Annotated in this window: 8 protein-coding genes and 2 pseudogenes; 4 read left to right on the top strand and 6 right to left on the bottom strand. The window is 71.3% G+C overall.

Features of this window, described 5'->3' with window-relative positions; all coding sequences use genetic code 11:
* The first annotated feature begins 296 nt into the window (after positions 1 to 296).
* From C3V41_RS11045 to C3V41_RS11035, 3 genes are all read left to right on the top strand, one after another.
* A complete protein-coding gene (locus tag C3V41_RS11045; RefSeq protein ID WP_106110293.1) occupies positions 297 to 1,253 on the top strand; it encodes a cation diffusion facilitator family transporter in 957 nt (318 codons plus the stop codon).
* A 399-nt stretch (positions 1,254 to 1,652) separates the two neighbouring features.
* Positions 1,653 to 2,570 carry a copper homeostasis protein CutC gene (locus tag C3V41_RS11040; protein ID WP_246741990.1) on the top strand — a complete coding sequence of 306 codons (918 nt, stop codon included), beginning with the start codon at positions 1,653 to 1,655 and terminating at the stop codon, positions 2,568 to 2,570.
* 167 nt (positions 2,571 to 2,737) lie between these two features.
* The gene (locus C3V41_RS11035; protein WP_106110292.1) at positions 2,738 to 3,562 is read left to right on the top strand and encodes an alpha/beta hydrolase family protein; all 825 of its coding nucleotides are present in this window, start codon (positions 2,738 to 2,740) and stop codon (positions 3,560 to 3,562) included.
* Positions 3,563 to 3,744: 182 nt separating this feature from the next.
* Here the strand turns inward: C3V41_RS11035 and C3V41_RS11030 are convergent, their stop codons facing one another.
* The 6 genes and pseudogenes from C3V41_RS11030 to C3V41_RS14450 form a co-directional block, all read right to left on the bottom strand.
* Positions 3,745 to 5,259: an MDR family MFS transporter gene (locus C3V41_RS11030; RefSeq protein WP_441299726.1), complete on the bottom strand. Its 1,515-nt coding sequence runs from the start codon at positions 5,257 to 5,259 to the stop codon at positions 3,745 to 3,747.
* A gap of 311 nt (positions 5,260 to 5,570) precedes the next feature.
* Complete coding sequence (locus C3V41_RS11025) at positions 5,571 to 6,296, bottom strand: TetR/AcrR family transcriptional regulator (RefSeq protein ID WP_106110828.1); 726 nt, start codon at positions 6,294 to 6,296, stop codon at positions 5,571 to 5,573.
* A gap of 117 nt (positions 6,297 to 6,413) precedes the next feature.
* Positions 6,414 to 8,132, bottom strand: coding sequence for an ABC transporter ATP-binding protein (locus C3V41_RS11020; RefSeq protein WP_106110290.1), 1,719 nt, complete (start codon positions 8,130 to 8,132; stop codon positions 6,414 to 6,416).
* Complete coding sequence (locus tag C3V41_RS13445) at positions 8,126 to 9,838, bottom strand: ABC transporter ATP-binding protein (protein ID WP_254423586.1); 1,713 nt, start codon at positions 9,836 to 9,838, stop codon at positions 8,126 to 8,128. Before C3V41_RS13445 ends, C3V41_RS11020 begins: the two co-directional genes overlap by 7 nt.
* A 12-nt stretch (positions 9,839 to 9,850) precedes the next feature.
* A pseudogene (locus C3V41_RS14455) lies at positions 9,851 to 10,069 on the bottom strand (glycosyltransferase); the annotation flags it as partial.
* Between the two features lie 506 nt (positions 10,070 to 10,575).
* Positions 10,576 to 10,944 (bottom strand): annotated as a pseudogene (locus C3V41_RS14450) (glycosyltransferase); the annotation flags it as partial.
* 157 nt (positions 10,945 to 11,101) lie between these two features.
* Between C3V41_RS14450 and C3V41_RS11005 the strand changes: the two are divergent.
* Positions 11,102 to 12,316, top strand: coding sequence for a hypothetical protein (locus C3V41_RS11005; RefSeq protein ID WP_106110289.1), 1,215 nt, complete (start codon positions 11,102 to 11,104; stop codon positions 12,314 to 12,316).
* Positions 12,317 to 12,389 lie beyond the last annotated feature (73 nt).

Raw genomic sequence — 12,389 nt, 5'->3', positions numbered from 1 at the left:
GGGTGAGCGCGGCGGGCAGGAGGTCCAGCACGACCCACACCCTATAGCGCGGGCGGGGCCGTTAAGACCGGCGTGGGCGGGGGCGGAACCTGCCTGCGGGGCCAGCACGCGGGGCGGGTGCCCAACCGCGCCGAGCAGGGCGGGGGCCGTCGGGACGCCTTTGTCCGCGAACCCGGAGGAGACAAGCGGGACCGTCGGGTAGCGGGGACCGGCGCGGCAGGCGCCCGCCCCGGTGCCCGACGGGCAGCCGAAACCTTGATTCGCCGTCGCCCCGCCCTGAGTGGAGCATAGTGGTTGTGACCCGCGTAACTCCTGCCGCCGTCCGCCCGGCCCCGTGCCCCTCCAGGCGCTACCCCCCGCCCACCGACCTCTCCCGCTACGCCTGGCTGTCCATTGGCGCCGCCCTGGCGACCATTGCGCTCAAGGGCACGGCAGCCTGGGTGACCGGCTCGGTGGGCCTGCTCTCGGACGCGGCGGAGTCGGTGGTCAACCTCGTGGCCGCCGTCGTGGCCCTCGTCGTCCTGAGGATCTCCATCAGGCCCGCCGACGAGGACCACCAGTTCGGCCACTCCAAGGCCGAGTACTTCTCCGCGGTGACCGAGGGCGTCATGATCTTCGTGGCGGCCACCTTCATTATCGTCTCCGCGGTGGACCGCATGATCACCCCGGTCATGCCCGAGCAGCTGGGGATCGGCCTGGTGGTGTCGGTGGTCGCCTCCTTCGTCAACGGCGCCGTGGCGTGGGTGCTCTACCGCGTCGGCCGCCAGGCGCACTCGACCACGCTGGTGGCCGACGCCAAGCACCTGGCCACCGACGTCATCACCTCCGCGGCGGTCCTGGTCGGGGTGGGGCTCGTGGTGGTCTTCGACTCCCCCGTGCTCGACGCCGTCGTGGCCCTGGGGGCCGGGCTGAACATTATGTGGACGGGCTACCGGCTCATCCACGAGTCGGTCGCCGGCCTCATGGACGCGGCCCCTGACGCCGAGCTGCTGGCCCGGGTGGAGTCCGTCCTCGAGCAGCACCGCAACCCCGGGGTCATCGACTTCCACGCCGTACGGGTGCGCGAGGCGGGAAACCGCCGTTTCATGGACCTGCACGTCCTGGTCCCGGGGGCGTGGAACGTCAAGGAGGGCCACGACTTCACCGAGTCCCTCATTGACGACCTCGTGGCCGCCGACCCCGACCTGCGCGTCTCGGCCCACCTGGAGCCGATCGAGGATCCCAAGAGCTACGAGGACGTGGCGGACATCTGACCGCGCGCTCGCACTCCTCACCTGACCGCGCCTGCGCGCCCCCGCCTGACCGCACGCCCTACCCAACAGCGCCCACCCCCGCCTGACCTCGCACCGACCGGGCCGACGTGCCTTACCACACGTCCCGCCTCGGCGCATGTTGACCGGGTGCGCACCCGGCAGCCCGACCGGGTGTGCGCCCCGACCGCGGGCCCGCACCCGACCAGCCTGACGACACCTGGCCCCGTCCCCCTCTCCCGACCCGGGCTAACCGGCTCTGACCAGCGCAGTCACGCTTACAGACGCACCAGGTAAGGGGGTATCAACCCCACGTCGCCGTCATGAACCCCACACGCGACACGGCCGCGACCTTCCGCGTGCCGCCCCCGGAAGCGTGCTCATGCGTGACACAATTCACCCATGAACGCGACGAGGCTCCCCAGGATGCTGCCCTTACGCCACCCCTCCCCCGCACCCTGGCGCGCACCTGACCACGTGGTCGTCGAGACCTGCATGGAGAACATTGACGGCGTGCGCGTCTCGGCCCAGGCCGGGGCGGACCGTGCCGAGCTGTGCGACAACGTCGCCGTCGGGGGCACGACGCCGTCGATCGGCGTGGTCGAGGCCGCCATTATCGCGGCCGCGGAGGTCAAGGCCGAGCGCCGGGCCCGGGCCGGCGCGCACTGGGCGGACACCCCGGAGGCCGAGCCCTTCGGCCTGCGCGTCATGGTCCGCCCACGGGGCGGCTCCTACGTGTTCGACGCCGACGAGGGCCGGGCCATGATCGCCGACGTACGCCGGATCGCCTCCCTGGCCGCCCAGCTGGCCGAGCACACCCGCCCCCAGGCCACCGGGGTGGTGGGCCGCACCCTGCCCCCCGCCGTCGAGCTCGGCTTCGTCACCGGGGCCCTGACCGAGGACGGGGAGCTGGACCGCGGGCTGGTGCGCCTCCTGGTGGACATGGGCGACGGCGCCCCCGTCACCCTCAACCGCGCCATTGACCACGCCGCGGACCTGGAGCGGGCCTACCGCTCCGCCGCCCGCCTCGGGCTGACCCACGTCCTGACTGACGACGTCCGGGGGCGCCGAGGGCACCGGCCTGGCCCGGCTCACGGCCCTGGAGCGCCGGGCGGCCCGGGCGGGCGAGCCGGCGCCCCGGGTCATTGCCGCGGGCGGCGTACGGCCCCAGACCATGGCGGCACTGATCGCGGCCAGCGGCGTGCGCGAGCTGCACCTGTGCTGTCCGGCACCGGCGGACGGCCGACCAGGACCGCACCGCACGGAGCAGGCCCAGGTGCGTGCCGCCGTCGAGGCCGCCCGGGCCCTCCCCCTGCCTGACTGACCCCGTCCGCCTCACCCCACCCCACGATCCCCGCGCGGGGGCGTCTTGCGTACCACCGGCGAGCAGCCCCCACGGCCACGACACCTTGTCAGGGTCACGCTGCCAGCGCAATGGGATCCACGACCCTATGACCCGTTCTTTGACCTCACCTAGGTTGGATCTCATGACTGACATCCGCATGGACACTGCTCGAGGGGTTACCCTGGCGGGCACGCTCATGCTGCCCAAGGACGCCGTCCCCCTGGACCTGGAGCTGCTGGAGGCCGACCTCGAAGCCGGTCGGCCCGCCCCCAGACGCCAGGAGGGCGTGGTCGTCCTGGCCCACGACTTCCTGACCGACCGGCACGGCCTGGACCACCGCCTGGACCGCATGGCGGCGGCCTACCGGGAAGCGGGCCTGGCCACGCTCGCTTTCGACTTCTCCGGGCAGGGCGAGTCGGACGACGACGTCGTCACCCTGTCCAGCGAGACCGAGGACCTCCAGGCGGTGGTCGGCTGGCTGTCCCTGCGGGGGTTCCGACGCATTGCCATCCACGCCAACGGCTTCGGGGCCACGGCCACGCTCCTGGCACGCCCGGACCTGGTGCGCACGGCGGTAGCGGTGGGGGCGATCACCGGGCCGCAGTCGATCCTGTGGGACCAGGTCTTCTCCTCCGTCCAGCTCGACGAGCTGGAAAGACACGGCCTGACGCGGCTGCGTGACGACAACCCCAACAGCCGCCAGTGGAACCTGCTCAGCAAGGAGACCCTGGCCGACGTCTCCCTCCAGACCCCGGAGCGCACCATGGGCGACCTGCCCTGGCCCGTGCTCATGCTCCACGGCGCCCTGACCGACGAGTTCCCGGACACGGCCGACACCGCCGCCGAGGGCTTCTCCCTGCTCCCCGACGGCAGCCAGCTGGTGCAGGTCCACGCCGGGAACGTCAACGAGGCCCAGGAGGAGGTCGCACGCCTGGGGGTGGAGTGGGTCCAACGCCGCCTGCGCTAGCCCCTCGCCGCCCCAGCCGACCCCGGCACGTACCGGGCCTGGCCGCACCGTCCCGCACTCGCACTGGGGCTGACCGTGCTGGGCCCGCTTACCGGCACGCACCGGGCCCGCTCGTACCAGATCCCGCGGCCCGCTCGCACCGGGGAGGACGGCCGCCGCACCGGGGGCGTTAGGGCGCGTACTTAAGCAGGTGAGTCCCCGGCCTCGGCGAGCTGCTCCATGCCGGTCTTGCGCGACAGGGGCTTCTCCTTGAGGAGCAGCGCCACCAGGCTCGTGGTCACGAACAGCGGGATCATCCAGGCGAAGATCGGGCTGAGCGCCTGGGCGTAGGAGCTCGCGACGGCGTCGTGCAGCACCTGAGGCAGGGACTCCACCAGGGCCGGGGTCAGGGAGGACGTGTCGGCGCCTCCGCCCTGGAAGCGGGCCAGGGCACCGGCCACCGCCGGGTCGGAGCCGGCGACCAGCGCCCCGATCCGATCGGCGAGCCCGGAGGTCAGGTTCGAGGAGAAGGCCGCGCCGATGAGCGAGACGCCCAGCGAGACCGCCACCTCCCGGAAGAAGTTGTTGCCGCTGGTGGCCGTGCCCAGGTGCCGGGCGGGCACGTCGTTCTGGACGACGGTGACCAGCAGCTGGAAGAACAGGCCGATGCCCGCGCCCATGACGAAGATGGCGGCCGAGGCCTGCCACGCGGGCGACGCCGTCGTGAGCCGGAAGAGCCAGAAGGCGCCCGCGGCCGCAATGAGCGCGCCGAGCACGGGGAAGACCCTGTAGCGGTCGTTGCGGGCCACCAGGACGCCCGACAGGATCGAGGCGAGGAGCATGCCGATGGTCATGGGCACCAGCAGCAGCCCGGAGACGGTGGCGGAGTACCCGTAGACCATCTGCAGATAGGTGGGCAGGTAGCCCATGACGCCGATCATCCCGCCCATGGCGAGCATGCCCACAATGGTTGAGATGACGAAGGTGCGGTTGGTCAGGATCGACCAGGGCAGGATCGGGTCGGCGGCGCGCTTCTGCACGAGGGCGAACAGGCCCCAGCACACGACGCCGGCGGCCCCCAGGCCGATGATGACCGGGCTGGTCCACGCGTACTGGTTGCCGCCCCAGGTGGCCATCATGACGATGGCCACGGCGCCGGCGTCCATGAGGACCAGGCCCCACCAGTCGATGGAGCCGGTCAGGCGGCGGCTGGGCAGGCGCAGCACCACGGCGATGGCGGCGAAGGCCAGGACCCCCAGCGGCAGGTTGATCCAGAAGGTCCAGCGCCACGAGACGGAGTCGGTGAGCCAGCCGCCGATAAGGGGCCCCAGGACGGAGGCGATGCCGAACATGGCCCCCATGGGCGCCATGTAGGTGCCGCGCACGCGCGGCGGGATGAGGTCACCGGTGATCGCCTGGGAGGAGACCATGAGGCCGCCGCCGCCCAGGCCCTGGATGAAGCGGTAGACGATGAGCTGGGTCATGTCCGTGGCGGTCCCGCACAGGGCCGAGCCGACCAGGAACAGGCCGATAGCCACCAGGAACAGGTTCTTGCGCCCCACCAGGTCGCCGAGCTTGCCGTAGACGGGCATGGCCACGGTGAGGGACAGGATGTAAGCGGTGAGGATCCAGGCCATATGGGCGGCCCCGCCCAGGTCGCCCACGATGGTGGGCAGGGCGGTGCCCATGATCGTCTGGTCCATGGCCGACAGGAACATGACGACCAGGAGGGAGGCGTAGACCGCCCAGAAGCGGCGGTCGGGGCGGAAGTCGCCTCCCGCCTCGGCAGGACGTGCGCCGGTGCTCTCCGACGCCGTAGCGGACTGAGTCACGAGTAGTGCCTTTACGTGTTGAATGGGCGGAATGGTTTGAGAAATCTGGAGCTGTCCCGGTGGCCCGCTGACCGGGGCGGGGCGGCTGAGCGGCCGGGACTAGACGGGACCGGCCGGGACCGGATGGTGCCGAATGGAGCGGCGAGTCAGTGGCTGGTGACTGGCCGCCGGCTGCCCGACGGCTGCCCAATGAGCGGCTACTGGGAGGTCGGGGCGATGATCTCGCCGATGGCACCAGTCACGGCGCGCACGGCGTCGGCCAGACTGAGGACCGGGTCGGACTGCTCGCCGACCGATACGGTGGCCGGCTCATGACGCCCCCCGGTCCGACCGCTTCCAGTGCCGGGCCCGTCCGGGATGCCGGCCTGCCGGTCATCCGCCGGGCCGTTGGCGCCATCGTCGGCGTCGCAGGAGGCGGCCCACATGCGGATCGCGGCCTTCTGCACCGCACTGGACAGCGCCAGCACGGCCCTCACCTGGGGGGCGGAGGAGGGCAGCCCTAAGCGCCTGGAGGCGGCGTCCTCCAGAACACGCTCGACGGCCTGGAAGCGCTCGTGCACGGCGCGCTCCACCTCGGGGTTGTCGCGCACGATCTGGGGGAAGGACATGAGCCAGGCGCGCTCGGGCTCCAGGGCCTGCGCGCCGGAGACCAGCAGCGTGCCGAGGTCCTCCAGGAGGGGGCCGCTGCCGGCGACGAAGGCCTCGATCGCCTCGGGCTCAGGGGTCTCAGGGCCGATGACGAGGAGCTCGACCTTGGAGGAGAAGTGGTTGAAGACGGTGCGCCGCGAGACTCCGGCGAGAGCGGCGACGTCGTCGATCGTCATGGCGGTGTAGCCGCGCTCACGGGTCAGCGCCAGGGCGGCCGCCCGGATGGCGGCACGAGTCCGCCGCGTGTGGGCGGCGCGCAGGTCGGTTCGAGTCACGACCCCAATCATGCACTCAGTGCAGAGTTGCACTCCATGCAGAAATGCGCGAGGTTCATCACGCGCCGGCGACCCGGCAGGGGCCCCGTCGATCCGTCGGAGATCGCCGCCCGCGGCTCACACGCGCCAGGACGAGGCCGTCCGCCACTCCTCCATGAAGCGCGCAAGCAGGCCGCCCGCGGCCTCGAGCTCCGCACGCGTCCCGACTTCGGCCACGCGCCCGCCCTCCATGACCACCACGGTATCGGCCACGGCGATTGTGGCCGGACGGTGGGTGACGACGACGGTCGTGTAGTCACTGCGCACGCGCCCCAGGGCCTGGACCACGGACCGCTCGGCCTGAAGATCCAAGGCGGAGGTGGCCTCGTCCACGAGGAGCAGGTGAGCGGGCTTGGCCAGGGCGCGGGCGATCCCCACGCGCTGGCGCTCACCGCCCGACAACTGGGAGTCCCACTCCCCCGCGGGCGCCTCCCACCCGTGCGGCAGGCGGGCGACGAGTTCGCCGACCTGCGAGTCTTCGGCTATCCGTTCCAGGTCCTCATCCGTCAGAGCGGGGTTGACGGCCAGGATGTTGTCTCGCACGGTGCCGGCGCCGAGCACGGTGGTCTGGAAGACCATGGTGGCATTGGCGGTCAGCTCATCGGCGGTGGCGGCCGCGCCATCGAGCGCCACGGTTCCGCCCGCGTAGGGCAGTACGCCCGCGAGCGCTCGCAGGAGGGTGGTCTTGCCCGAGCCGGAGCGACCGACGATCGCGGTGACGGTCCCGGGCTGCAGGTTCAGGTCAACACCTCTGTCATCATCGGCGTTCCCCAGGCCCACCGTCCCGTCGGGGTAGGTGACGCGCAGATCCCGCACCGTGATCAAGGGCGCGTGATCCAGGGGCTCGCCCCTGTTCATGGCCGGGGCCTCGACCAGTTCGCGCACCTCGGCCAGGGAGCGTCGCAGGGCCAGCAGTCCGCCGACAGCCCCGGAGACGACCGTGACCTGCTCGATCACGCGCAGCAGGATGATGACCAGAGCAGCCGCCCCCGCGCCATCGACCCGGCCATCGGCATAGGCCCTCCAGGCGGCGAACGCGAAGCCGCCCATCACCATCTGCATGGCGATACTCAGCACGAGCTGCCCGGGCACCTGGCGACCCAGGACCCGCAGTGCGCCCGATCGGCTCTCCTCCATCGCCCGGTCCACCGCTCGCCGTCCGAGGCTGATGCGGCGGGCGGTGCGCAGGGAGGGCTGCGCCCAGGCGAATTCGAAGAGGCGCGAGTCGAGCTCCTCCATGGCGTCGGAGAAGACCTCCTGAGCGCGCGCCTCCCAGGTGGTGGACAGCCACAGGGCGCCCAGGACAATCGCTCCTCCGCCGACGGTGACGGCGCTCAGGGCGGGACTGATCGGCAGCAGGCCGATTCCGAGAGCGCCTATGAAGACGACCGCGCCCACCAGGGGGCTGATGAGCAGGAGGAGTGCCGAGGTGGCCTCGATGGCGCCCGAGGAGACGAGGGTGCGCAGCCGTGCGATCTTGGCCGAGGTCAGGATGGAGGCGGGCCAGGTCATGATGGCCCGGGGCGCGCTGCCATGAATGGTCCGCATCACGCGAATTCCCAACCGCAGTCCCACTCGGGCATTGACGACGTCGAGGCACCAGGCCACGGCGATGAGCGCCACGAGGACGAGCAGCCAGCCGCCAGCGGAGGCCGGATCGGGACCGAGGAGTCGAGAGAGAATGGGCAGGAGGGACAGGACGGCGGCGGCCTGAATCACGGCCGATGCGGCGGTCAGAACGACGAAGGCCCAGAAACGGGCGCCTCCGCCGACCACCGCGTGCAGATTCCTCAGCATGCGGGATCCTCCTGCCCCTCGTGACGCTGGTCAGGGTCGCGGTCGGGAACGGTAGGGCCGACGGCGCCGACGGTGCCGACGGCGCTGGGGCCGTCAGGGTCGTCAGGGCCGTCAGGACCGACAGCAGCGGCCCATAGGGCGGCATAGGGGCCGTCGTCGGCCATGAGCGAGTCGTGCGTCCCCGTCTCGACGACCCGCCCGTGCTGCATGACGACGATCCTCCCGGCATCGCGGATGGTGTGGAGTCGATGCGCGATCATGAGAACGGTGCGCCCCTTCAGAAGGGTGCTCAGGGCCTGACGGATCTGGAGTTCGGAGTCGGGGTCGGCGGAGGCGGTGGCCTCGTCGAGGATGACGACCGGGGTGTCGGCCAGGAGGGCCCGGGCGATCCCGAGACGCTGACGCTCCCCGCCGGACAGGCGGGAGGAGTCCACGATCGTGTCGTAGCCCTGGGGCAGGGCGGTGATGGTGTCGTGGAGGCGGGCGGCACGGGCGGCGGCCTCGATCTCGGGGCCGGTGGCGTCGGGACGGGTGAGGGCGATGTTGTCGCGGACCGTGGCGCGAATGAGTTGGACGTCCTGGAGAAGGATGCTGACTCGGGCGTAGAGCTCATCCTGAGTCAGGCTGCGCAGATCGACGCCGTCGAGGGTGACGCGCCCGCCCTGGGGGTCCCACAGCCGGGCCAGGAGGGCGGCGACCGTGGACTTGCCCGACCCCGAGGGACCGACCAGCGCCGTGACGACGCCGGGCTCCAGGCTCAGGCTGACATCGCTCAGCACGGGGTGGCCGGCGTCGTAGGCGAAGGTGACGCTCTCCAGGGCGAGGCGGCCGGGACTCGATCGGGAAGATCGGGAATCGGAGGGCGGGCCGACGCCGCTCTGGGAGGGCGAGGGGGCGGGCGCCGCGGCGAGCTCCGGGGTGCCGAGGAAGGTCTCGAGGGCGTCGCGCGCTTGGAGGCTCGCCATGAGCGCTCCGATGCTGGTGGAGATGCCCAGCAGCTGTCCCCCGAAGGAGGTTCCCAGGATGAGGAAGGGCAGCAGCTCGGCCGCGTTCACCCAACCGGGGATCATCATGAGATAAGCGCTTACCAGCAGCAGCCCGAGAACCGTGGTGGGACGGTTGAGCATGACGGCGATGATCTTGACGGGACCGGTGCGCATCTGCCAGTCGGCGATGAAATCGCCCGCCTCGGACAGGGTGCCGGGGAGGTCCACGACGGAGGAGGTTCCAAGTACCCGCGCCTCCTGGCGCGAGGAGATGAAGGTCTGGGTCTGTGCGCTGATCCGGGAGGTGTAGCGCTGGGAGCGGGCGACGTTGTCGGCGTCGCGCCTCATGATGCAGACCATGACGATGACATAGGCGAGGACCGGCAGAAGGAGAACGAGCGCCAGCCGCCATTGGACGCTGAAGAGGTAGATCAGGACGATGAGCGGGGTGGCGACGACCCCCACGCAATCGGTCTCGGCATGGGTGACTACGTAGTGGAGGGAGTTCACGTCGTCGCCCACGATCTTCTTGACCTCTCCGGAGCCGCGGGAGGCGAACCAGCCCAGCGGCAGTCGGGCGAGCTTGTCCATGAGCCGACGGCGCAGGGAGGCGGAGAAGGCGGCGTCGTACACGTGGAGCGCCATGACGAGTGCGGTGGTGCCGACGGCGGCCAGGTCGTCGATGACGCGCAGGCGCTCAGCAAGGGCCTCCCCGGTCACGCGCTTGAGCGGACGCGGCGCCACCCCCAGCTCGCGGAGACGGCCGGCCCAGAAGGGCTGATCGCCGAAGAAGGGGCGGATGATCTGCGGAGTCCCCGCATGGAGCGCGGCGCCCACGGTTCCCACTCCGCCGTGGTGGACGACGGCCGCGGCCCTCGGCAGGAGCCCATCCAAAGGAGCCTCCTCGATGGCGAGGACGTCATCACCCCCGACGCGTTCAACCCCGCCCATCCGGCCAGGAGGATCCCCCTGCGCCCCGCACGGCGCAGGCCGTCCACCACCTCTCGGGCGAGCCGCGCCGGGTCGCCGTGCATCATGCTTCCGAAGCCGACGACCACGGGTGGCGGCCCGGCGGCCAGGAAGCGCTCGACGTCCGCCGGAAGAGTCCCGGTCGCACGCGACCGCCAGAACCCGAGGGGGCCCTGGGAGGGGCGCCACTCGGGCGGCGCCGCCAGCAGACGGGGGCTCCAGGCGCTGAGAATCCCCCGCGAGGCGATGATCCTGGAGAAGGGGATCGGGCGCGTCGTGAGACCGAGACGCGTCGACCGCCACTGAGCCACCATCCTTCGCCATGGCGCCTCGGACGCCCCGACCAGCGACCAGGAGGCGCGGCGCAGGGACCGCGGCGTCCCGGCCGGGGCGAACGGAACCTGGAAGTCGCTCGTCGGCGGCCCGGTGGGGATGAGTTGAGCGGGCAGCCCGGGGGTTCCGAGTCTCTCCGCGATGCTCGCTCCGCCCAGGGCCTTCTGGGTGAAGACGACGACGTCGGCCCGACCGGCCTCCTTGTTCGCGAGCTCAGCGAGATCGTCCAGCCACCGCCGCATCAGCGGCCGTATGCGACCCAGCGAGAGCGCGGCCCGGACCGGCCCCGCCCCCACGAGGTCGTCCTGGAGATCGAGGATGCTGTCGTCCAGGCCGACGAACTCGACGCCGAAGCGCGTGGCCAGGTCGCCGAAGCGCCTCGGCGCGGCGACGACGGGGCCGGCCCCGGACTCGGCGAGGGCGCAGGCCAGCGCCAGGAACGGCTGAACGTCACCGCGACTCCCAGTGGTGATGAACAGCGGTCTGCTGCCGACGATCGGCGAGGACGAGTCGGTCGTACCCATTGGCCCGCTCTCTCTCACCGTTGAAGCCTAGCGGCTCGACCGGCCCGCCCGTCCTCGGCCGGCGGGCCGACGCGAAAGCACTGGCGCCCCTGCACGACTGCCCGCCCCACTGCTACGGTTTCCGGCATCAGCGCCCCCGTCGACGGAGGATGAGACGATGCAGCTCACCACGAAGCAAGTCCTGTGGTGCGGGATCACCGCGCTTCTCCTGAGCGCGATGAGCATCGCCTTGATCGTCATCCCCCTGGAGGTCTTCGATAACGGCCTCCTCATGTGGGCACCGACCGCGTCGATGGCCCTCGCACCGCTGCCCCTGGTGATCGGCGCCCTCGGACTGGCATGCCAGCGCGACCTGCTGCCACCGAGCCATACGTCATGGGCCGCCGCCATCTCAACGCTATCGCTGATTCTCGCTGCCATTGCGCAGGTCTCGTGGACGGCGGCGTTCACCGCCGCCGACGTCGGCGATCCCATCCCGGTCTCCGGGCGTCTCTACGTACCGCTGGGCCTTGCGGCCTGGGGACTGGGAGCCGCGGCGATCGCGATCGTTCTCGACGGCGTCATCGCGGAACGGCTGCGCCCGAGGCCGCGCATGATCATCGGAATCGGGACGGGCGCGTTCCTAGCGCCCGTGGGCGGACTGGCCCTGACGATGTCCTTGTTCACGATCGCCGGAGCCTCCATCGTGCTCATGGTCCTCGCATTTTCCCGCGGGCGGGGAGTCCAGCCCGTGACCGAACCATCCGAATCGACCGATCCGCCGCAGACGCCGGTTCAGCCACGGGCGACCGCCGCCCCGTCTCCCGCGAGGACTCTCACGAGAACCCGATGGGTGCGGCCGCTCGGTGCCTGCGCCGCCCTTCTCGGACTGGTGGGGCTGGTGGGAATCGGCTGCGCGGCCGTGCGCGCGATGCTTCCGTCGTCGATGGCGCCCGATCTCATGGTCGCAGGCGTCCAGGTCGGACTATTCGCCATCCTCCCCCTGCTCGCCGCGATCGGTCTGCGGTTCTCGGACCATTCGCCGTATGCCCCGATCCACACCTGGGGTCCGATCGCGCTGGCGAGTCTGTCGGTGGTGGCGATGGCGATCGCGGAACTCCTGGACTCACCCGATCTCGACTGGATCGCCCTGGCCATGGTCGTCTCGGCCGCTTGCGGCGGCACCGCGATCGGCTGGACCATCATCCGCAGAGCGCGCATGTCCGCAGTGCGACGCGCCATTCTGGCAGTCGCCGCGGGACTGCTCTACACGCAGCTGCTGGCACTGGGAATTCCCTCCCTGACAACCCATGCCGCGCCCGCCATCCCCCTCGTCGGCGGGCTCATCCTCGCGTGCCAGCGCCCCCGCACGACATCCGCGCAGAGGGCATGACCTGCACCGGGCTCCGCGTCCCGCCCTCGGCACAGGCGGGAATCCTCGTTACGCTTGAACTCCAGGACCATCA

The sequence above is a fragment of the Actinomyces sp. oral taxon 897 genome (genome assembly GCF_002999235.1).
Taxonomy (GTDB): Bacteria; Actinomycetota; Actinomycetes; order Actinomycetales; family Actinomycetaceae; genus Actinomyces.
This window is presented reverse-complemented; position numbering and strand designations above follow the sequence as displayed.

What these genes read in the sequence shown, in the direction of transcription:
- C3V41_RS11040 (WP_246741990.1), top strand. Translation starts at nt 1,653, where the DNA reads ATGAACGCGACGAGGCTCCCCAGGATGCTGCCCTTACGCCACCCCTCC.
- C3V41_RS11035 (WP_106110292.1), top strand. Translation starts at nt 2,738, where the DNA reads ATGACTGACATCCGCATGGACACTGCTCGAGGGGTTACCCTGGCGGGC.
- C3V41_RS11030 (WP_441299726.1), bottom strand. Translation starts at nt 5,259, where the DNA reads ATGTTCCTGTCGGCCATGGACCAGACGATCATGGGCACCGCCCTGCCC.
- C3V41_RS11020 (WP_106110290.1), bottom strand. Translation starts at nt 8,132, where the DNA reads ATGCTGAGGAATCTGCACGCGGTGGTCGGCGGAGGCGCCCGTTTCTGG.
- C3V41_RS11005 (WP_106110289.1), top strand. Translation starts at nt 11,102, where the DNA reads ATGCAGCTCACCACGAAGCAAGTCCTGTGGTGCGGGATCACCGCGCTT.